The sequence below is a fragment of the Bacillus sp. RC252 genome (assembly GCF_044909215.1).
In the GTDB taxonomy this organism is placed as follows: domain Bacteria; phylum Bacillota; class Bacilli; order Bacillales; family Bacillaceae_G; genus Bacillus_A; species Bacillus_A mycoides.
Genome location: NZ_JBIYDV010000015.1, coordinates 36,993 through 58,104 on the forward strand (window position 1 = coordinate 36,993; position 21,112 = coordinate 58,104).

18 protein-coding genes and 1 riboswitch are annotated in these 21,112 nt (G+C 36.8%); all 18 genes read left to right on the top strand.

The window, feature by feature from the left end; genetic code table 11:
• Nucleotides 1-189: 189 nt before the first annotated feature.
• The 18 genes from ABH960_RS20380 (at nucleotide 190) to spoVS (ending at nucleotide 21,099) form a co-directional block, all read left to right on the top strand.
• Nucleotides 190-2,574 carry a DNA translocase FtsK gene (locus ABH960_RS20380; protein WP_002014584.1) on the top strand — a complete coding sequence of 795 codons (2,385 nt, stop codon included), beginning with the start codon at nucleotides 190-192 and terminating at the stop codon, nucleotides 2,572-2,574.
• A 202-nt stretch (nucleotides 2,575-2,776) separates the two neighbouring features.
• A riboswitch (purine riboswitch) is annotated at nucleotides 2,777-2,878 on the top strand.
• Nucleotides 2,879-3,111: 233 nt separating this feature from the next.
• Entirely contained in the window at nucleotides 3,112-3,837 is a 726-nt protein-coding gene (locus tag ABH960_RS20385) for a GntR family transcriptional regulator (RefSeq protein ID WP_002088063.1), read from the top strand.
• A gap of 90 nt (nucleotides 3,838-3,927) precedes the next feature.
• Nucleotides 3,928-5,004 (top strand): BMP family lipoprotein, encoded by a 1,077-nt coding sequence (locus ABH960_RS20390; RefSeq protein ID WP_002066754.1) that lies wholly within the window; start codon nucleotides 3,928-3,930, stop codon nucleotides 5,002-5,004.
• A gap of 108 nt (nucleotides 5,005-5,112) precedes the next feature.
• Nucleotides 5,113-6,645, top strand: a complete 1,533-nt coding sequence (locus ABH960_RS20395; RefSeq protein WP_002066755.1) for an ABC transporter ATP-binding protein — start codon at nucleotides 5,113-5,115, stop codon at nucleotides 6,643-6,645.
• Nucleotides 6,638-7,696 (top strand): ABC transporter permease, encoded by a 1,059-nt coding sequence (locus tag ABH960_RS20400; RefSeq protein WP_002088061.1) that lies wholly within the window; start codon nucleotides 6,638-6,640, stop codon nucleotides 7,694-7,696. The genes ABH960_RS20395 and ABH960_RS20400 overlap by 8 nt, the downstream gene beginning before the upstream one ends.
• Nucleotides 7,697-8,656 (top strand): ABC transporter permease, encoded by a 960-nt coding sequence (locus tag ABH960_RS20405; protein ID WP_002066758.1) that lies wholly within the window; start codon nucleotides 7,697-7,699, stop codon nucleotides 8,654-8,656.
• 210 nt (nucleotides 8,657-8,866) lie between these two features.
• A complete protein-coding gene (yfmF, locus tag ABH960_RS20410; RefSeq protein ID WP_404447962.1) occupies nucleotides 8,867-10,141 on the top strand; it encodes an EF-P 5-aminopentanol modification-associated protein YfmF in 1,275 nt (424 codons plus the stop codon).
• The gene (yfmH, locus tag ABH960_RS20415) at nucleotides 10,142-11,428 is read left to right on the top strand and encodes an EF-P 5-aminopentanol modification-associated protein YfmH (protein WP_404447964.1); all 1,287 of its coding nucleotides are present in this window, start codon (nucleotides 10,142-10,144) and stop codon (nucleotides 11,426-11,428) included.
• A gap of 117 nt (nucleotides 11,429-11,545) precedes the next feature.
• Nucleotides 11,546-12,259 carry an elongation factor P 5-aminopentanone reductase gene (ymfI, locus tag ABH960_RS20420; protein WP_404447967.1) on the top strand — a complete coding sequence of 238 codons (714 nt, stop codon included), beginning with the start codon at nucleotides 11,546-11,548 and terminating at the stop codon, nucleotides 12,257-12,259.
• A 76-nt stretch (nucleotides 12,260-12,335) separates the two neighbouring features.
• Nucleotides 12,336-12,584 (top strand): DUF3243 domain-containing protein, encoded by a 249-nt coding sequence (locus ABH960_RS20425; RefSeq protein ID WP_000114449.1) that lies wholly within the window; start codon nucleotides 12,336-12,338, stop codon nucleotides 12,582-12,584.
• Between the two features lie 139 nt (nucleotides 12,585-12,723).
• Entirely contained in the window at nucleotides 12,724-13,509 is a 786-nt protein-coding gene (locus ABH960_RS20430; protein ID WP_000574107.1) for a DUF3388 domain-containing protein, read from the top strand.
• A 21-nt stretch (nucleotides 13,510-13,530) separates the two neighbouring features.
• On the top strand, nucleotides 13,531-14,442 hold the full coding sequence (locus ABH960_RS20435; RefSeq protein ID WP_002088056.1) for a helix-turn-helix domain-containing protein: 912 nt from the start codon (nucleotides 13,531-13,533) through the stop codon (nucleotides 14,440-14,442).
• Between the two features lie 63 nt (nucleotides 14,443-14,505).
• Entirely contained in the window at nucleotides 14,506-15,084 is a 579-nt protein-coding gene (gene pgsA, locus ABH960_RS20440) for a CDP-diacylglycerol--glycerol-3-phosphate 3-phosphatidyltransferase (protein WP_002014596.1), read from the top strand.
• A 20-nt stretch (nucleotides 15,085-15,104) separates the two neighbouring features.
• Nucleotides 15,105-16,343 (top strand): competence/damage-inducible protein A, encoded by a 1,239-nt coding sequence (locus ABH960_RS20445; RefSeq protein ID WP_404447973.1) that lies wholly within the window; start codon nucleotides 15,105-15,107, stop codon nucleotides 16,341-16,343.
• A gap of 142 nt (nucleotides 16,344-16,485) precedes the next feature.
• The gene (gene recA, locus ABH960_RS20450; protein WP_002014599.1) at nucleotides 16,486-17,517 is read left to right on the top strand and encodes a recombinase RecA; all 1,032 of its coding nucleotides are present in this window, start codon (nucleotides 16,486-16,488) and stop codon (nucleotides 17,515-17,517) included.
• Between the two features lie 483 nt (nucleotides 17,518-18,000).
• Nucleotides 18,001-19,563: a ribonuclease Y gene (gene rny / locus ABH960_RS20455; RefSeq protein WP_002111330.1), complete on the top strand. Its 1,563-nt coding sequence runs from the start codon at nucleotides 18,001-18,003 to the stop codon at nucleotides 19,561-19,563.
• A 331-nt stretch (nucleotides 19,564-19,894) separates the two neighbouring features.
• Nucleotides 19,895-20,689: a TIGR00282 family metallophosphoesterase gene (locus ABH960_RS20460; protein ID WP_404447978.1), complete on the top strand. Its 795-nt coding sequence runs from the start codon at nucleotides 19,895-19,897 to the stop codon at nucleotides 20,687-20,689.
• Nucleotides 20,690-20,838: 149 nt separating this feature from the next.
• Nucleotides 20,839-21,099 carry a stage V sporulation protein SpoVS gene (gene spoVS, locus ABH960_RS20465; RefSeq protein ID WP_000404341.1) on the top strand — a complete coding sequence of 87 codons (261 nt, stop codon included), beginning with the start codon at nucleotides 20,839-20,841 and terminating at the stop codon, nucleotides 21,097-21,099.
• Nucleotides 21,100-21,112: the final 13 nt, after the last annotated feature.

Here is a 21,112-nt window from a genome sequence, read left to right on the forward strand (position 1 = left end):
CTATGGTATAATATAAAAAACAAGACGGTTGAGCAGCCATGAGTAGGCTGCTTTCTTCTGTTTATTTAACATTTTACAAGAAGTGTAAAAATAGAAGATATAAAGACCTGAAAAATAGAGAGAAAGACATGTAAGTAGAGCTTTTTTATAAGAAAGTTGTATTTAATTTTTAGAACACGAGGTGAAGAAATGGCAAAACAAAAGCAAAGAGGGACGAAGGCTAAGGCAAGACGTACGATAAAGCCAACTTTGTATTATGAAATCGTCGGGTTGACTCTTTTTGCACTTTCGATTATTACGATTTTACAGCTAGGTGTTGTAGGGAAATCGTTTGTGTTATTTTTTCGCTTCTTCTTTGGTGAGTGGTACATAATTGGTGTATTAGGTGTAATAGCTTTATCTGTTGCGTTTGTAATAAAGCGGGGATGGCCCAACCTTTTAAATAAACGGCTAATAGGTGTTTATTTAATTGTACTAGCAATATTAATGTTTAGTCATATTACATTATTTAACCTGCTTACGAAAGATGGAGCTGTGCAAAATACTTCTGTAATTGTTAGTACAAAAGATTACTTCTTCCTTGAAATGAAAAAGGGCCCGGATAGTGTTCATTTAGGTGGTGGTATGTTCGGTGCACTGATGTTCGCAACGTGCTACTTCTTATTTGACGAAGTAGGGGCATATATCATTGGAATTATTTTAGTTATTCTTGGAATACTTTGTATAACAAATAAACATATTGGAGAAGTACTTGCTCCGGTAGGGAGAATTCTTAGAAGTCAGTTTCAAGTCATGCAAGGGGATTATAAAGATTGGAAATCTCAAAGGGTCGCCGAGCAAACTGAAAAGAAAAAAACAACAAGAAGCAAGAGGCGTGAACGTGTTGCTGAACAAGAAGAAGCTATTGAGCCAGTAGAAGAAATAGAAATTGGTCCACCAATTATTTCGAATTTTACTGAGAATTATCCAGTACGTGAAGAGACGGAAAAGCAGATAGAAGAAAATGATTTAATCACTCCTCCGTTTATTGAAGAGGCAGTTCCGCCTGCGCCAGAAGAACAACCTCACAAGAAACGAGGAGAAAAAATCGTTGAATCGCTAGAAGGTGAAACGAAAGCACCTCCTATGCAATTTTCTAATGTGGAAAATAAAGATTATAAGCTTCCTTCGCTTGATATATTAAAGTTTCCCCAAAATAAGCAAGTTACAAATGAAAATGCGGAAATTTATGAAAATGCTCGTAAATTGGAACGTACATTCCAAAGTTTTGGTGTGAAAGCGAAAGTAACAAAAGTACATAGAGGTCCTGCAGTTACGAAATATGAAGTGTATCCTGATATGGGAGTAAAGGTAAGTAAAATTGTTAGTTTAAGTGATGATTTAGCGCTTGCTTTAGCAGCGAAAGACATTCGTATTGAAGCACCTATTCCCGGGAAATCAGCTGTAGGGATTGAGGTTCCGAATTCAGAAGTTTCTATGGTAACGCTGAGAGAAGTTCTTGATTCAAAGGCGAATAACCACCCAGAAGAGAAGTTATTAATCGGTCTTGGACGTGATGTTACAGGAGAGGCTGTATTGGCACGTTTAAATAAAATGCCCCATTTATTAGTAGCTGGTGCGACTGGTAGTGGAAAGAGTGTATGTATTAATGGAATTATTGTAAGTATTTTAATGCGTGCAAAACCGCATGAAGTAAAATTAATGATGATTGATCCGAAAATGGTAGAGTTAAATGTATATAACGGTGTTCCGCACTTATTAACACCAGTCGTAACTGATCCGAAAAAAGCATCACAGGCTTTGAAGAAAGTTGTGAGTGAAATGGAGCGTCGTTATGAATTATTCGCGCATAGCGGTACGCGTAACATTGAAGGATATAATGATTATATTAAAGAACATAATAGCCAATCGGAAGCGAAACAACCTGAATTACCATATATTGTAGTAATTGTGGACGAGTTAGCTGATTTAATGATGGTTGCTTCTTCGGATGTAGAAGATGCGATTATGCGTTTAGCGCAAATGGCACGTGCTGCTGGTATTCATTTAATTATTGCGACTCAGCGCCCGTCAGTTGATGTTATCACAGGTGTTATTAAAGCGAATATTCCATCGCGTATTGCATTTGCTGTATCTTCCCAAATAGATTCTCGAACGATTCTTGACGGTGGTGGTGCAGAAAAGTTGCTAGGTCGTGGAGATATGTTATTCATACCAATTGGTGCATCGAAACCTGTTCGTGTACAAGGGGCGTTTTTATCAGATGATGAAGTTGAGAGAGTCGTAGAATCTGTTATTGCGCAGCAAAAAGCGCAATATCAAGAGGATATGATTCCACAAGATGTTCCTGAAACAAAGCAGGAAGTAGAAGATGAATTATATGATGAAGCGGTTCAGCTTGTAGTAGAAATGCAAACAGCATCTGTTTCTATGTTACAACGTAGATTTAGAGTAGGATATACGCGAGCAGCTCGTTTAATTGATGCCATGGAAATGAATGGTGTAGTAGGTCCTTATGAAGGTAGTAAACCAAGGGGAGTACTCATTAAAGATGTACAAGAAAAAAGTTCTTAAAAAAAGCCTAATTGTTTTACAATTAGGCTTTTTTATATGCTGTTTTTGTTATATACTATATTCAACAGGAAAGAAAGTGCTTACATAACAGGGAGCTCTTTAGAATACGAATGCTTATCGTTTTGGTTTTCAAAACGTTCGATATTTAATGTAGAAAAATGTTGAATTCTGTTGACACATATGGGAGCAAGTGGTAAGATTACTTCGAAAAGAATCACTGCCTCATATAATCTTGGAGATAAGGTCCATAAGTTTCTACCTGGCAACCATGAATTGCTAGACTATGAGGGGAAAAGTGTGTAACAAAGGATGTAAGGAATCTTTGTGCCGAACTTTTTCTCTATATGAGAAATGTTTATGGTACAAAGTTTTTTTTATGGGATAAAGTGTGAAAATTTCATCTTGAAAAATTATTAATATTTATTCGATAATTACGCTTATTTTTAGTATTTAGTAATTTATACTATGTTGTAAGTTGAAAAAAGAGAAAAGAAGTCTTACATCAGAGGTCGAATAATTGAAATGCGGGGGAGTCTTATGTCAGTAAAATCCGATAGTCGTCACCTATATTTGCGGGTGATTGATCACATCAAAGGAAAAATTAAAGATGGGGCTTACAAAGAAAAACAAAAGTTACCTTCAGAGTTTGATCTAGCGAAAGAACTTGGTGTAAGTAGGGCAACTTTAAGGGAAGCACTACGTATTTTAGAAGAAGAAAATGTTGTTATTCGTAGACATGGTGTAGGGACATTTGTAAATGCGAAGCCGTTATTTTCTTCTGGAATAGAGCAACTTTCTAGTATTACAGATATGATTTCTAGTGTGGGGAAAACACCAGGAACAATCTTTTTATCATCATCTACAACAACTTTAACAGAAGAAGAAAAAGAGAAATTTAATTGTGAAGATGCTTTTAGCGCAGTAATGATTGAACGTGTTCGTACAGCGGATGGGGAACCAGTTGTATATTGCATTGATAAACTGGCAAAAGAGATATTACCAGATTTATCGGGATACAATGAGGAATCGCTGCTTACAGTAATACATAATAATACGCACAAGCGTATCACATACGCAGTTGCTCACATTGAACCGATTGGTTATCACCCGAAAATTTCACCGATTTTAGAATGTGAACCTGAAACGGCACTGCTAGTTTTAAAACAAATGCACTATGATCAAAATGATGAGCCAATCTTATATTCTATTAATTACTTTAGAGCTGATAAGTTTAGCTTCCACGTATTAAGAAAACGTATGTAGGGAAGTTCCTTTTTAGGGAGGTGACAGCAAGAAGTAAGGGACAGCAGCGTATGAATCATTAGACAAAACATTTCAGGAGGGGTTTCTAGTATGAAGAAAAAAACAGGTCTTTTATTATCGTTAACGTTAGCAGCAAGTACAGTGTTAGGTGCATGTGGTAACTCGGATAAAGCGGATAGTGACAAAAAAGGGGATAAAGAGTTTAAGGTTGGTATGGTTACAGATGTTGGGGGCGTTGATGACAAATCATTTAACCAATCAGCTTGGGAAGGTTTAACGAAATTTGGTAAAGACAACGATTTAAAGAAAAATGAAGGATATCGTTACCTTCAATCAAGTAAAGATGCTGATTACATTCCAAATTTAACGAAATTTGCGAAAGATAATTATAACACAACATTTGGTATTGGATACTTAATGGAGAAATCAATTGAAAAGGTGGCTGAACAGTATCCAAAAGAGCAATTTGCGATTGTAGATACAGTTGTAAAGAAGCCGAACGTAACAAGTATTACATTTAAAGACCATGAAGGTTCATTCCTAGTTGGAGCTGTAGCAGCGATGACAACAAAATCAAATAAAGTTGGTTTTGTTGGTGGTGTGAAGAGCCCGTTAATTACAAAATTCGAATCAGGTTTTAAAGCTGGTGCAAAAGCAGTAAATCCAAATATCGAAATTGTATCACAATATGCTGATGCATTTGATAAGCCAGAAAAAGGATCGGTATTAGCTTCAGCAATGTACGGTCAAGGCGTTGACGTAATTTACCATGCTTCAGGTGCAACTGGTAACGGTGTATTCACAGAAGCGAAAAACCGTAAGAAAAAAGGTGAAAATGTTTGGGTAATCGGTGTTGACCGTGACCAAAATCAAGAAGGCATGCCTGAAAACGTAACTTTAACTTCAATGGTAAAACGTGTTGATGTTGCAGTAGCAAAAGTAGCGCAAGAAGCGAAAGATGGTAAGTTAAAAGGCGGTAAAGTAGAAGAGTTCGGCTTAAAAGATGATGGCGTTGGTATTGCGAAAACAACTGATAATGTGAAAAAAGTAAACCCAGAAATTTTAACAAAAATAGAAGAGTTTGAGAAGAAAATCACTGCTGGTGAAATTAAAGTACCTGCGACTGATGATGAATATAAAGCATACGAAGCTGCTCTAAAGAAATAATGATAGAGCAATAGCAAAGGTTAGTTCTTAGAACTAACCTTTGCATATATAAAAATACTTTTAATAGAGTGTAATTAGGGAGTGTTCCCTGCTAGAAGGAGGAACAAAATGGAATACGTAATTGAGATGAACAATATTACAAAAGTATTCCCAGGCATTGTAGCGAATGATGATATTACGCTGCAAGTAAAACAGGGAGAGATACACGCTTTACTTGGAGAAAATGGTGCAGGGAAATCAACGTTGATGAATGTACTGTTCGGTTTGTATCAACCAGAACAGGGCGAAATTAAAATTAAAGGAAACCCTGTAAAAATTACAAATCCGAATATTGCAAATGACCTTGGAATTGGGATGGTCCATCAGCACTTTATGCTTGTTCATAATTTTACAGTTACAGAGAATATCATTCTTGGAAATGAGCCGAAGAGAAAAGGGAAAATAGCTGTTGAAGAGGCTGCAAAAGAAATTAAACAATTATCTGAACAGTACGGTTTAGCTGTTGATCCAAATGCAAAGATTGAAGATATTTCGGTTGGGATGCAGCAAAGGGTTGAAATATTAAAGACGCTTTATCGTGGTGCGGAGATTTTAATATTCGATGAACCGACTGCAGTGTTAACTCCTCAAGAAATTCATGAGTTGATTCAAATTATGAAAAAGCTTGTGCAAGAAGGGAAATCTATCATTCTTATTACACATAAATTAAAAGAAATTATGGAAGTTTGCGATCGTTGCACAATTATTCGTAAAGGTAAAGGAATTGGTACAGTTGACGTTGCGGAAATGGATGAACATAAACTTGCAGAATTAATGGTCGGACGTCAAGTGAATTTTAAAACAGAAAAAATAGGGGCCAAACCGAAAGAGGAGGTTCTGTCTGTTGCGAATCTTGTCGTTCATGATGCACGCCAATTACCTGCTGTAAAAGGCCTTGACTTAACTGTTCGTGCAGGAGAAATCGTTGGTATTGCAGGGATTGATGGAAATGGTCAAAGTGAATTAATAGAGGCGATTACTGGTTTACGAAAAGTTGAGTCAGGTTCTATTGCAATTAAAGGAAAAGAAATAACGAATTGGCCTGTTCGAAGAATTACAGAGGAAGGAATAGGTCATATTCCAGAAGACCGTCATAAACACGGGCTAGTTCTTGATTTTTCTGTTAAAGACAATATAGTTTTGCAAACATACTATAAAAATCCATTTTCAAAGAAGGGGATTTTAAACTTTAGCAAAATCACAGAGAAAGCAAAGGCGCTTATTGAACAGTTTGATGTACGTACACCTAGTGAACAAACATTAGCACGTGCTCTATCAGGTGGAAATCAGCAGAAAGCTATCATTGCACGTGAAGTAGATCGTAATCCAGATTTATTAATTGCAGCACAACCAACACGTGGTTTAGATGTAGGTGCAATTGAATTTATTCATAAAAAATTAATCGAGCAGAGAGATAACGGGAAAGCGGTATTACTTCTATCGTTAGAACTGGATGAAATTTTAAATGTAAGTGATCGAGTTGCTGTTATATATGAAGGGAAAATTGTAGCAATTGTCGATGCGAAAGAAACAAATGAACAACAGCTTGGTTTGTTGATGGCTGGCGGAACGGAGAAAGAGAAGGTGAATACAAATGGCTAAAAAATTTTTAACGGAGCGAACAATTAACATTTTAGTTCCTGTATTATCCGTTATTTTTGGTTTACTTGTTGGTGCCATTGTAATGTTAGTTAGTGGATATGATCCAATTGTTGGGTATGCAGCGCTTTGGGAAGGAATGGTTGGAAATCCGCAGGCTATCGGTGAGACGCTACGTACGATGATTCCACTCGTGTTAGCTGGTCTGTCTGTTGCATTTGCGTTTCGTACAGGTCTCTTTAACATTGGGGTAGAAGGACAATTATTAGTTGGATGGCTTGCCGCTGTCTGGTTTGGATATGCAGTATCGTTACCAGCATTTTTGCATATTCCGTTATCTATTTTAGTAGCCGCGATTGCCGGTGGTTTATGGGGATTTATACCTGGATATTTAAAAGGAAAGCTTAAAGTAAATGAAGTAATTGTCACAATTATGATGAACTACATTGCACTTTATGTTACGTATGATCTTATTAAACGTTTTATACATGAAGGTAATGAGAAATCTTATGATGTACAAGCGAGTGCTTCATTAGCTTCTGATTGGCTATCTTCATTGACAGATGGATCTCGTTTGCACTGGGGAATTGTTGTAGCTATTTTAATTGCTATTGTAATGTGGTTCGTATTAGATAGAACTACGTTAGGATATGAGTTAAAATCGGTTGGTTTTAACCAAAATGCATCGCAATATGCAGGGATGAAAGTCTCTCGTAATGTTGTATTATCAATGACAATTGCTGGCGCTTTTGCTGGAATTGGTGGGGCAATGGAAGGTCTAGGAACATTCCAAAGTATGACGGCAATGACATCGTTTACTGGTATTGGATTCGATGGGATTGCGGTAGCTCTTCTTGGAGGAAATAATCCGTTTGGTATATTATTATCGGCTTTACTGTTCGGTGGTTTGAAAAGTGCAGCCCCGCAAATGAATTTTGAAGCAGATGTACCTTCTGAGTTAATTAATGTTATTATCGCATGTATTATTTTCTTTGTTGCTTGCAGTTATGTTTTACGCTGGGCACTTACACGCATGAGCAAGGAGGGGAAATAAATGAGCTTTATAGATATTTTAGCCATTCTTGTGACTGGTACGTTATATACGGCAGCGCCACTTATTTTTACGGCGTTAGGTGGAGTGTTCAGTGAACGTTCTGGGGTTGTAAATATAGCCTTAGAAGGTTTAATGTTATTTGGTGCATTTACTGGTATCGTTACAACGTTATTAATGGGTGATACGTGGGGAGCAATGACTCCTTGGATTGCACTATTATTTGCAGCTATTGGTAGTGGATTATTTGCACTTCTTCACGCAGTAGCGTCCATTACATTCCGCGCGGATCAAGTAGTAAGCGGGGTAGCGATTAACTTTTTGGCGCTCGGTTTAACAGTATTTGCGATTAAGAAAATCTTTGGTAAAGGACAGACTGATTTTATTCAATACCGAATTGAAAAAATCGATGTTCCAGGACTTTCGGATATTCCGGTAATCGGGAAAATCTTTTTCTCAAATGTACCGTTAACATCGTATATTGCCATTATTTTAGCATTTGTTGTTTGGTACATTATTTATAAAACACCGTTCGGTCTTCGTCTTCGTGCTGTTGGTGAACATCCAATGGCAGCAGATACGATGGGAATTAATGTATATAAAATGCGTTATATTGCAGTTTGTATATCTGGAATGTTTGCAGGAGTGGGTGGTGCGGTCTTCGCAATGTCGATTTCTGGTAACTTCTCAGGTGCTACAATTACTGGACAAGGTTTCTTGGCACTAGCAGCTATGATCTTTGGTAAATGGAATCCACTTGGTGCTCTTGGAGCAGCGCTGTTCTTCGGATTTGCTCAATCACTTGGGATAACAGGTGGTACAATTCCTATATTAAAAGAAATTCCAAGTGTATTCTTAACGATATTACCGTATGTATTTACAATATTAGCACTCGTTGGTTTTGTAGGCCGATCTGAAGCTCCGAAAGCATTAGGAACGCCTTATGAAAAAGGAAAACGATGAGTATTTAGAAAGTATAAAAAAAGCTCGCACATTAGTGCGGGCTTTTTTACATAGAATATATTTAATACGGAATTTTACTATGTTCCTTACATATTAAAGTTTTTAGAAAGACTCAAATGTAAGCATAATAAGGAAGAAAAGTTGATTTTTTATTTCTAAAAACTGTATATTGAAGAGGAATATTCCTACATACGTAAAGGAGGGCTATTAATGAAACTAATGGAACAGCAACTGCATGAATTAGGTGGCTTGCGAGTACATATTATTCCGACTGATAAATTTAAAACAAATACCTTTGTATTTCGTTTTAAAGCACCTTTAAATGAGGAGACGGTGACAGAGCGTGCCCTATTGCCGTACGTATTGCAAAGTGCGACAGAAAAACTGCCTTCTGTAATTCGTCTTCGTCAATATTTAGAAGAATTATATGGATCTTCTTTAGCGGTAGATGTAAGTAAAAAAGGGGAAGACCATATCATCTCTATTTATGTAGACATTGCAAATGAAACATATTTACGCGATGCACCACCGTTATTTGAAAAAGCGCTTTTTATGTTATCTGATATTGTTTTACATCCAGCAACAGAAGGGGACGGTTTTCTATCTTCTATTGTAGAAAGTGAGAAACGAGCACTCTTGCAACGAATTGAAGCTACTTATGATGATAAAATGCGTTATGCAAACGAGCGTTTAATTGCAGAAATGTGCAAAGTAGAACCATATCGCTTAAGTGCAAATGGAAAAAAAGAAAGTGTTGCTTCTATTACAAATGAAAGTTTGTATCAATATTATCAAAAAGTGTTAGCTGAAGATGAAATGGATTTATATATCATTGGTGACATTTCAGAAGATGCTGTGGAGCTTGTAAATAAGTATTTTTCGATTTCACCTCGCGCTATGAAAGAGAGAAATGTACTTCTTCATAAACGAAATAATGAAGAAAAAGAAATTGTTGAAAAACAAGAACTAAAGCAAAGTAAATTAAATATCGGCTATCGCACATTCATTACGTATAAAGATGAAGATTATTTTGCATTACAATTGTTTAACGGATTATTTGGAGGGTTTTCTCATTCGAAGTTATTCGTAAATGTCCGTGAAAAAAATAGTTTAGCGTACTATGCAGCATCGAGATTTGAAAGTCATAAAGGTTTGCTCTTCGTTATGTCTGGAATTGAAGCGAAGAACTTTGAAAAAGCTGTTGAAATTATTAAAGAACAAATGAAAGCAATGCAAAACGGTGATTTTTCAGAGGAAGAGATTAAGCAAACGAAAAGTGTAATTCAAAATCAAATCTTAGAGGCAATTGATACACCACGTGGTTTTGTTGAAATGCTTTATCACGGGGTGATCTCAGAGCGTACGCGTCCAGTTGAAGAATGGCTAACGGGCATAGAAAGCGTGACGAAAGAAGAGATTGTGAAAGTTGCTAATAATATTGAACTAGATACAATTTACTTTTTACATGGAACGGAGGGAGAATAAATGGAGAAAATTGTGTATGAGCAATTAAAAGAGACGCTATATTATGAAAAACTTCCGAATGGATTAGACGTATATATCTTACCGAAACAAGGCTTCAACAAAACATTTGCAACATTTACGACGAAGTACGGTTCTGTTGATAATACATTTGTACCGCTTGGAAAAGAAGACATGACTCGTGTACCAGATGGAATTGCTCATTTCCTTGAGCATAAATTGTTTGAAAAAGAGGACCATGACGCGTTTCAATTGTTTAGTAAACAAGGTGCTTCAGCGAACGCTTTTACATCTTTTACAAGAACCGCTTATCTCTTTTCCTGTACATCAAATGTAGAGAGAAATTTAAATACGTTGTTAGACTTTGTACAAGAACCGTATTTCTCTGAAAAAACGGTTGAAAAAGAAAAAGGTATTATCGGTCAAGAAATTCAAATGTACCAAGATAACCCAGACTGGCGTTTATACTTTGGGTTAATCGATAGTTTGTTTGTGAAACATCCAATTAAAATTGATATTGCAGGGACGATTGAGTCTATTAGTAAAATTACAAAAGACCTACTGTATGAATGTTATGAGACTTTTTACCATCCGAGCAACATGTTATTATTTGTTGTGGGAGCGATTGATCCTGAAAAAACAATGGATTTAGTTCGTGAAAATCAAGCGAAAAAAGATTACGAAAATCAACCAGAAATCGTTCGCTCTTTTGAAGAGGAACCAGAAGAAGTAAATGAAAAGAAAAAGATTATTTCAATGCCTGTTCAAACTCCAAAATGTTTAGTTGGTATTAAGGCAACGAATTTAAAAGAAAAAGGGCAAGCTCTGTTAAAACAAGAAATTGCACTTACATTACTTTTAGATTATTTATTTGGAAAAGGGTCAGTTCATTACGAATCTTTATATAATGAAGGTCTTATTGATGATTCGTTCTCGTATGACTATACAGAAGAAAATAACTTCGGTTTTGCAATGGTTGGTGGAGATACGAAGCACCCTGATGAATTGGCAGAGCGATTAAAAGGTATTTTACTACAAACAAATTATGATCAGTTAGATGAGAGTGCGCTGGAACGGGTGAAGAAAAAGAAAATTGGTGGATTTTTACGATCGTTGAATTCACCTGAATATATTGCAAATCAGTTTACACGATATGCGTTTAATGAATCTAGTTTATTTGATGCTCTTACAGTGTTAGAAGGATTAACTGTTCAAGACTTACAACAAGCAGCAAAAACATTATTAATTGAAGAGAAAATGAGCGTCTGCCAAGTGTTACCAAAAAAATGAAGTAATATGTGAATAAAAAACGCAGTATCTATATCCCTCATCTAACGTTTGGTTATTGCCAAATGGTAAGATGAGGGTATTATTTATTTATACATAAAAAGATAAGAGAGGGAATTTATGAAAAAGTATGCATTAGTAACTGGAGGAAGCGGAGGGATTGGCTCTGCTATTTCGAAGCAGTTAATCGAGGATGGTTATACAGTCTATATTCATTACAATAAAAGCGAAGAGAAGATAAGGGGGTTACAAAAGGAGTTTGATGCAGTGATTCCTGTGCAAGCAAATTTAGCTTCTATCGATGGAGCAGAGAAATTGTGGGGACAAATCGAACATCCTATTGATGTTATTGTATACGCAGCTGGAAAGAGTATATTTGGATTAGTAACAGATGTTACTAATGAAGAATTAAATTATATGGTGGAGCTTCAAGTGAAGAGTGTATATAGACTTTTATCGATGGCGCTTCCACCGATGATCGGGCGGAGAAGGGGTAATGTTGTTGTTATTTCATCCATTTGGGGGCAAATAGGAGCGTCTTGTGAGGTGCTGTACTCAATGGTGAAAGGTGCACAAAATTCATATGTGAAGGCTTTAGCGAAAGAAGTTTCTCTAAGTGGATTGCGCGTTAATGCGGTAGCGCCAGGTGCAATCGAAACAGAAATGTTAAATGTATTTTCAGAAGATGATAAAAATGAAATTGCTGAAGATATTCCATTAGGTAGAATAGGACTACCCGAAGAGGTAGCAAAAACAGTCTCCTTCCTCGTTTCGCCAGAAGCTTCTTATATTACGGGGCAAATTATCGGAGTGAATGGCGGCTGGCATTGCTAAAAAATTCTTACATAAAAAACAAGAAATTGTACAAATTAAGCATGATTCTATTACTAAAATAGTGAGGTGCTTAAACATGTCAGTGTTAGATAATTTTGATCAGTGGAAGAGCTTTTTAGGAGAACGTTTAGAACAAGCGGGGGGAAAAGGGCTTGATGGTGGTGCCGTATCAGATATGGCATTTCGTGTTGGTGATTATTTAGCAAATGAAGTAGAAGCGCGCAACGATCAAGAAAAATTATTGTCTGAGCTTTGGAAAGTTGCTGATGAACAAGAGCAACATACAATTGCAAATTTAATGGTGAAGTTTGTACAACATAAGTAAAAGTAGAGAGGAGAAGCTCCTCTCTACTTTTTTTGTATAGTAATTAGGAGGAATAGATTATACATTTAGCTTCCCTATTAAGATGAAATCATATAATATAGTACGTAGGTGTAAAGTAAGCGTAGGGGAGTGATCTTGGATGATTGAATGGTATTTTGAATATGAAATACATAAAAACCGACCTGGCTTACTTGGTGACGTTTCTTCGTTAATCGGTATGCTTGGCATCAATATTGTCACAATTAATGGTGTAGATAATGCACGACGTGGACTTTTGCTTATGTGTGATAATCAAGAACAAATCTCTAGACTTGAATCAATTTTAAATACGATGGATAATATAACGGTAACGAAATATCGTCCGCCAAAGCTTAGAGATAAGCTAGCAGTTAGACATGGTAGGTACATACAACGAGATGCAGATGATAAGAAAACATTTCGATTTGTGCGTGATGAATTAGGATTGCTTGTAGACTTTATGGCGGAGATAATGAAAAAAGAAGGTCATAAATTAATTGGGATACGAGGAATGCCTCGTGTCGGAAAAACAGAATCTATTGTTGCCGCAAGTGTTTGTGCAAATAAGAGATGGTTATTCGTATCATCTACTCTCATTAAGCAAACTGTTCGTAGCCAATTGATTGAAGATGAGTATAGCGACGATAATATTTTCATACTAGATGGAATTGTGTCGACAAAGCGTGCAAATGAAAGACACTGGCAGCTCGTTCGTGAAATCATGAGATTGCCTGCAACGAAAGTTGTGGAACATCCGGATGTGTTTGTGAGTCAGTCAGAATACACATTGGATGATTTTGATTATATTATCGAATTGCGTAACGATTATGATGAAGAAATTCAATATAATTTAGTAGATGAAATTGAGCAAGGTACGCAAAACAATTTCTCTATGTTCGACTTTTAAAGAAATATTGAGGTGTTAGTAGTGACGGAATTAGGACAAAAGCTGACAGAAGCAAGAGAAGCGAAAGGCTTATCTATTGATCAGCTGCATGAGATTACAAAAATTCAAAAACGCCATTTAGTAGCGATTGAAGAAGGCAATTATGATGTGTTGCCAGGAGCTTTTTATGCGCGTGCATTCATTAAACAATATGCAGATGCTGTTGGATTAAATGGAGAGGAACTGCTTGTAGAATATCAGAGTACGATACCACAGTCTGAAAAACGTGAAGTTCCACAAGTATCAACTGGACAAAAAACACAAGAAACAATGCAAAAATCTTCATCATGGCCAATTGCGGATCATATGCCCAAAATTTTGATTGCGTTGTTAGTAATCGCATTTGGAGTGGTAGTCTGGTTTGTTATTCAAGCGTTAACTGGAAAAGATGATAGGCAAGTTCCAAATGCTCAAAGTGAGAAAATTGAGGTTCAAAAAGCAAAAAATTCTCCACTAGATACAAAGAAAGATGAAGCGAAAGCGGAAGAACCAAAGAAAGAAGAACCAAAAAAAGAAGAGCCAAAGAAAGAGGAACAACCAGCACAACCAACTGGACAGCAAGAGATAAAAGTAGTTGGAACAACTGGTAAGGTATCTACTTTGGAAATTCATAATAATAAAACATTAGAACTGGAAATATCGGGTAAAGGTGCGAGTTATGTAGATGTTAAAGATGATGCTGGGAACGAAATTCTAAACACTACAGTACAAGGTGGCCAAATAGAAAAACGTGATTTATCAACAGTAAAAGAAGTGCGACTTAATATTGGAAATGCAACGAATGTTGAAGTTAAACTGAATGGTCAAGTGGTTGCTTTCCCATTGGATCCAGCAAAAGAACTTCACCAAAGATTGGTGATAAAAAACCAAGGGATAGGGCAAGCTGCGCAATAACAGTCATCGCTTCGATGACTTTTTTCAATGAACAAATGTTTTTGACATGATGGAGGAATAGCTGTGAATTTACCAAATAAAATTACAATATCTAGAATCTTCTTAATTCCAATTTTTATGGTAATTATGTTAGCGCCCTTTGAGTGGGGCTCATTTATAATTGGTGATGTAGAGTTACCAATTCAACATTTAGTAGGGGCACTTATCTTTATTATTGCTTCGGCTACAGATTGGATTGATGGACATTATGCAAGAAAGTATAATCTTGTAACGAATTTAGGGAAATTCCTTGACCCGTTAGCAGATAAATTACTTGTTTCGGCAGCACTTATCACATTGGTAGAAATGCAATATGTACCTGCTTGGATCGTTATTGTAATTATAAGCCGTGAGTTTGCAGTAACAGGTTTACGCCTTGTACTTGCTGGGACAGGGGAAGTAGTTGCAGCAAATCAGCTAGGGAAAATTAAGACATGGACACAAATTATTGCGATTGCAGCATACTTATTACATGATGTACCGTTAAATTTACTTCATATTCCAGTTGCAGATATTTTCATATGGATTGCATTATTCTTTACCGTTATTTCAGGATGGGATTATTTCTGGAAAAATAAAGATGCTTTTGTAAACTCAAAATAGAAGTTTATGGGGGAATTGGGATGAATGCTGAAATTATTGCGGTTGGAACGGAATTATTACTTGGACAAATTGCAAATACAAATGCCCAGTTTTTATCTGAAAAGTTAGCTTCAATCGGAATTAACGTGTACTACCATACTGTTGTTGGGGATAATAACAAGCGATTACAGAAGGCAATTGAATTGGCTGAAGAACGAGCTGATATGCTCATTTTTACAGGTGGATTAGGACCGACAAAAGATGATTTAACGAAAGAAACAATAGCGTCTAGTTTAGATGAAGAGCTTGTGTATGATGAAAAGGCATTAACATCGATAAGCAATTATTTTAAGCGTACAGGCCGTGAATTTACGGAGAATAATAAAAAGCAGGCGCTCGTTTTAAATGGATCGACTGTATTTGCGAATGATCACGGTATGGCGCCTGGTATGGGATTAAATACGAACGGAAAAGTTTATATTTTATTACCAGGACCACCAAAAGAAATGAAGCCGATGTATATAAGTTACGTAGAGCCTTTTTTATGTAAGTTTACAACGGGGGAAAATATTTATTCTCGTGTTCTTCGTTTTTTTGGTATTGGGGAATCTCAATTAGAGGTGAAAGTTCAAGATTTAATTGATGGGCAAACGAACCCAACCATTGCACCACTCGCAAATGATGGCGAAGTGACATTACGTTTAACTGCCAAACATCATGATGCTGATGAGGCGGAGAAACTGATTCAGCATGTGGAAGATTTGATTTTAGAAAGAGTAGGAGAATTTTTCTACGGATATGACCAAGATTTCCTTCATTACAAGGCAATAAGGCTATTGAAGGAAAAAGGGTTAACTTTAGCGTGTGCAGAAAGTTTAACAGGTGGTCTTTTTGGAAATCAAGTAACAGAAAATGCTGGTGTTTCATCTGTATTTAAAGGCGGTGTCATTTGTTATCAAAATGATGTGAAGCAACAAATTTTACATGTACCTGAAGAAGTGTTACGTACTGATGGCGCGGTTAGTAAACAGTGTGCTCGCTATCTTGCTGAAAATGTAAAGGAACTGTTAAAAGCAGATATCGGAATTAGTTTCACTGGGGTGGCAGGACCGGATGCTTCAGAGCATAAAGAACCAGGAACAGTATTTATTGGATTGGTGATTAAAGATGAACCAGCTGTAGTCTTCTCGCTTAATTTAAGTGGAAGTCGTCAACAAATTAGAGAACGCTCTACAAAATATGGATTTTATCATTTATTTAAAAAGCTAGAAGAGATATAAATTTCTTCTAGTTTTTTTTGTTGGAAAACCTAGTTTTATTCGATATAAAATAAAAAAACGAATAAATGTTCGATTTTTGTTGGCAAATTGAATTGAAAATAGGTATAATAAGATTAGCAATTTAGTTAAGGAGGAATTTTGAATGAGCGATCGTCAAGCGGCATTAGATATGGCGTTAAAACAAATAGAGAAGCAATTCGGTAAAGGTTCAATTATGAAATTAGGAGAACAAGCGGAGCGTAGAATTTCTACAATTTCAAGTGGTTCTTTAGCACTTGATGTGGCACTAGGGGTAGGCGGATACCCACGTGGCCGTGTTATTGAAATTTATGGACCTGAAAGTTCAGGTAAAACAACAGTTTCATTACACGCAATCGCGGAAGTACAGCGTCAAGGTGGACAAGCAGCGTTCATTGATGCGGAGCATGCAATGGATCCTGTATATGCACAAAAATTAGGTGTTAACATAGATGAATTACTATTATCACAGCCTGATACAGGGGAGCAAGGACTAGAAATCGCAGAAGCACTTGTACGAAGTGGAGCGGTTGATATTATCGTAATTGACTCTGTGGCAGCTCTTGTACCGAAAGCTGAGATCGAAGGGGACATGGGTGACTCTCACGTTGGTTTACAAGCACGTTTAATGTCACAAGCACTTCGTAAACTTTCAGGTGCAATCAACAAATCAAAAACAATCGCAATCTTTATCAACCAAATTCGTGAAAAAGTTGGGGTTATGTTCGGGAACCCAGAAACAACTCCAGGTGGTCGTGCGTTGAAATTCTATTCAACTGTCCGTCTTGAAGTACGTCGTGCTGAGCAGTTAAAGCAAGGTAACGATATTGTTGGTAATAAAACGAAAGTAAAAGTAGTTAAAAATAAAGTAGCACCGCCATTCCGTGTTGCTGAAGTTGATATTATGTACGGAGAAGGTATTTCAAGAGAAGGTGAAATCTTAGATATGGCTTCTGAACTTGATATCGTTCAAAAGAGCGGTGCTTGGTACTCTTATAATGAAGAACGCTTAGGACAAGGTCGTGAAAATTCGAAGCAATTCTTAAAAGAGAATACGGATTTAAGAGAAGAAATTGCCTTCTTTGTTCGTGAACATCACGGAATTGGTGAAAACTCTGGTGTTGAAGACACGGAAGATTCAACTCGTCAAGATTAAAAAATAAAAGACACGGTCCCGTGTCTTTTATTTTTTAATCCACTATGAAAGCGTTGTATATAGCTGGAGATAAAATATTTATTCTATCCAAAAGGCTATGTGTAAAGGGGAATATTCATATATTTTAAGTGAATGAATTGGGATTTTCTAAGGTTTTCCAGGATAATATGCCATCTGTTTTTTTAATCCATATAAGATTCAGGGCTGAAGGTAAAGAAAGTAAAAGTAGACAACGCTTGACAATGAAAATTGCGATAGATACAATGAGAATGTATATTTTTTCTTATATACGATATACTCTTCTCAAGAAGAGAAGTAATATTCGGAGTAAGACTTAAATCTTGCCGAAATAATAATATGACATTTTAATTGTGAAATGAAGAAAGTCCCTTAAAAAAGCGGGACGACGGTCTTTGCTGTACGTTGTAATTCAATGTACATGCCGACAGTCTTTTTTCATTCATAGCAAGGGGAGGTGAAATCATGAGTAGTACAGTTTGGATACTCATCTCCATTTTGCTTGCAACAGTCGGTGCAGTTGTTGGCTTTTTTGTTCGAAAGTCTATTGCTGAAGCGAAGATTAATGGTGCAGCTAATGAAGCAAAACGTATTCTAGACGAAGCGAATCGTGATGCTGAAGCACTTAAGAAAGAAGCGCTTTTAGAAGCAAAGGATGAAATTCATACACTTCGTACAGAAGCTGAATTAGAAATTCGTGACCGTAGAAGCGAATTACAAAAACAAGAAAATCGTTTAATGCAAAAAGAAGAGAACCTTGATCGTAAAGACGAAACGCTCGATAAGCGCGAGCAACAGTTAGAAAAGAAAGAGGAATCTCTTGTAGCGAAACAACAACAGATTGAAGAGTTGGAAAGCAAAGTGGGAGAGTTAGTTCAAAAGCAACAAACAGAATTAGAGCGCATTTCCAATCTGACCCGCGAACAAGCGAAAGCAATTATTCTTGGTAAAGTGGAAAGTGAAGTTTCTCATGAAATTGCCGTTATGGTAAAAGAAAGTGAAGTTCGCGCGAAAGAAGAAGCGGATAAGAAGGCAAAAGAGATTTTATCTCTTGCAATGCAAAGATGTGCAGCTGATCATGTTGCTGAAACAACCGTTTCGGTTGTAAATCTTCCAAATGACGAAATGAAGGGACGTATTATCGGACGTGAAGGTCGTAACATTCGTACGTTAGAAACGTTAACAGGTATTGACCTTATTATCGATGATACACCAGAAGCGGTAATTCTATCTGGATTTGACCCGATTCGTCGTGAAACAGCTCGTATCGCTCTTGATAAACTAGTACAGGACGGACGTATTCACCCAGCGCGTATTGAAGAGATGGTCGAAAAATCAAGACGTGAAGTGGACGAGTATATTCGTGAAGTCGGAGAGCAAACAACGTTTGAAGTGGGTGTTCATGGCTTACATCCAGATTTAATTAAAATTTTAGGTCGTTTAAAATACCGTACAAGTTACGGGCAAAACGTCTTAAAACACTCTATGGAAGTTGCATACTTAACTGGACTTATGGCAGCGGAGCTTGGTGAGGATGAAAAACTAGCAAGACGTGCTGGTCTATTACATGATATCGGAAAAGCAATCGATCATGAAGTAGAAGGTAGCCACGTTGAAATTGGTGTTGAACTCGCAACGAAATATAAAGAGCATCCTGTTGTAATAAACAGTATCGCATCTCACCATGGTGACACAGAACCAACTTCTATCATTGCAGTTCTAGTTGCTGCAGCAGATGCTTTATCAGCTGCAAGACCGGGAGCTCGTAGTGAAACGCTTGAGAATTACATTCGTCGTCTTGAAAAGTTAGAAGAAATTTCAGAGTCTTATGAAGGCGTAGAAAAATCTTTCGCAATTCAAGCAGGACGTGAAGTTCGTATTCTGGTAAAACCAGATACAATTGATGATTTAGAAGCTCATCGTTTAGCTCGTGATATTCGAAAACGTATTGAAAATGAACTGGATTATCCAGGACATATTAAAGTAACTGTTATTCGTGAAACACGTGCAGTGGAATACGCAAAATAAAGTGGTGAAACACCACTTTATTTTTTTGTGTTGGAATTGGGTAAAATAAAGAAAATTATTTATCCCGCGTTAACGGGCAGTAAAACTCCCACCTCAAAATTCGGCTTGAGCAAAGAAATTAGGTGGGGGATAAACTGCCCGTAAACGCCCGATTGGTGAAGGCTAATAATCATTGGGGGATGAACAAAACCCCCAATGATTATAGTTTCACTTTATGAGCAGTATGCAAGTGAAAGAAACTTATAATAGATAAATTGTAACTGTTGTAAGGAAATAGCTTTAAGTTATAGTATGGTAATAAAAAATGTAGTACATAGAAAGGGTAAGACATATGAGAATATTATTTGTTGGGGATGTAGTAGGATCTCCTGGTAGAGACATGATTCAACAGTACGTACCGGCATTAAAGAAGAAATATACACCGACAGTAACAATTATTAATGGAGAAAATGCTGCGGGTGGACGTGGAATTACGGAAAAAATATATCGAAACTTTTTAGAGTGCGGGGCACAAGCGGTTACGCTTGGAAACCACGCTTGGGATAACCGTGAAGTATTTGAATTTATCGATGATGCAAAATATCTTGCAAGACCAGCTAACTTCCCAGAAGGAACGCCGGGTAAAGGGCTTATCTTTGTAAATTGTAATGGAACAGAAGTTGCAGTTATTAACTTACAAGGACGTACTTTCCTTCCTCCAATTGATTGTCCATTCCGTAAAGTGGATGAGTTAATCAGTATTGCAAAAAAACGTACAAACATTATCTTTGTTGATTTTCATGCTGAAACAACAAGTGAGAAGCAGGCGTTAGGTTGGTATGTAGACGGTCGTGCTACAGCGGTAGTAGGTACACATACACACGTTCCTACAGCTGATAATCGTATTTTACCAAGCGGAACAGCTTATATTACAGATGTTGGTATGACAGGCCCATATGATGGGGTTTTAGGTATGGATCGCGAAGCGGTATTGAAGAAGTTTTTAACGAACTTACCAGTGCGTTTTGAAGTGACGAATGGTAGAACACAATTAAGTGCAGTGTTAATTGATGTGGATCCTAATACAGGGAAAGCGAAGAAAATTGAGCGCATTTTAATTAATGATGACCAGCCATTTTTTGATTGATTTTCAACGAAAAGTTAGAGAATTCGTTATATTTTAATTTTTTAGAAAAATTACAGAAATTTAGCAGGAATACGTGCCATTCCTCGTGAATATAAGTTAAAGTGAAATAATTGCTATTACTTTTTATAGAAACGAGGAGGAAACGCGGAATGGAAATATTAAAAGTTAAAGCAACGTCGGTCCCTAATTCTGTAGCTGGTGCACTTGCAGGTGTTATTCGCGAACGCGGAACAGCAGAAATTCAAGCTATTGGTGCAGGTGCATTAAACCAAGCGGTAAAGGCAGTAGCAATTGCAAGAGGATTTGTAGCGCCTAGCGGTTTGGACTTGATTTGTATCCCAGCGTTTACAGATATTATGATTGATGGTGAAGAGCGTACAGCGATAAAATTAATTGTAGAACCTCGTTAAGTTGAAACAACCT

What these genes read in the sequence shown, in the direction of transcription:
- ABH960_RS20380 (WP_002014584.1), top strand. Translation starts at nt 190, where the DNA reads ATGGCAAAACAAAAGCAAAGAGGGACGAAGGCTAAGGCAAGACGTACG.
- ABH960_RS20385 (WP_002088063.1), top strand. Translation starts at nt 3,112, where the DNA reads ATGTCAGTAAAATCCGATAGTCGTCACCTATATTTGCGGGTGATTGAT.
- ABH960_RS20390 (WP_002066754.1), top strand. Translation starts at nt 3,928, where the DNA reads ATGAAGAAAAAAACAGGTCTTTTATTATCGTTAACGTTAGCAGCAAGT.
- ABH960_RS20395 (WP_002066755.1), top strand. Translation starts at nt 5,113, where the DNA reads ATGGAATACGTAATTGAGATGAACAATATTACAAAAGTATTCCCAGGC.
- ABH960_RS20400 (WP_002088061.1), top strand. Translation starts at nt 6,638, where the DNA reads ATGGCTAAAAAATTTTTAACGGAGCGAACAATTAACATTTTAGTTCCT.
- ABH960_RS20405 (WP_002066758.1), top strand. Translation starts at nt 7,697, where the DNA reads ATGAGCTTTATAGATATTTTAGCCATTCTTGTGACTGGTACGTTATAT.
- yfmF (WP_404447962.1), top strand. Translation starts at nt 8,867, where the DNA reads ATGAAACTAATGGAACAGCAACTGCATGAATTAGGTGGCTTGCGAGTA.
- yfmH (WP_404447964.1), top strand. Translation starts at nt 10,142, where the DNA reads ATGGAGAAAATTGTGTATGAGCAATTAAAAGAGACGCTATATTATGAA.
- ymfI (WP_404447967.1), top strand. Translation starts at nt 11,546, where the DNA reads ATGAAAAAGTATGCATTAGTAACTGGAGGAAGCGGAGGGATTGGCTCT.
- ABH960_RS20425 (WP_000114449.1), top strand. Translation starts at nt 12,336, where the DNA reads ATGTCAGTGTTAGATAATTTTGATCAGTGGAAGAGCTTTTTAGGAGAA.
- ABH960_RS20430 (WP_000574107.1), top strand. Translation starts at nt 12,724, where the DNA reads ATGATTGAATGGTATTTTGAATATGAAATACATAAAAACCGACCTGGC.
- ABH960_RS20445 (WP_404447973.1), top strand. Translation starts at nt 15,105, where the DNA reads ATGAATGCTGAAATTATTGCGGTTGGAACGGAATTATTACTTGGACAA.
- recA (WP_002014599.1), top strand. Translation starts at nt 16,486, where the DNA reads ATGAGCGATCGTCAAGCGGCATTAGATATGGCGTTAAAACAAATAGAG.
- rny (WP_002111330.1), top strand. Translation starts at nt 18,001, where the DNA reads ATGAGTAGTACAGTTTGGATACTCATCTCCATTTTGCTTGCAACAGTC.
- ABH960_RS20460 (WP_404447978.1), top strand. Translation starts at nt 19,895, where the DNA reads ATGAGAATATTATTTGTTGGGGATGTAGTAGGATCTCCTGGTAGAGAC.
- spoVS (WP_000404341.1), top strand. Translation starts at nt 20,839, where the DNA reads ATGGAAATATTAAAAGTTAAAGCAACGTCGGTCCCTAATTCTGTAGCT.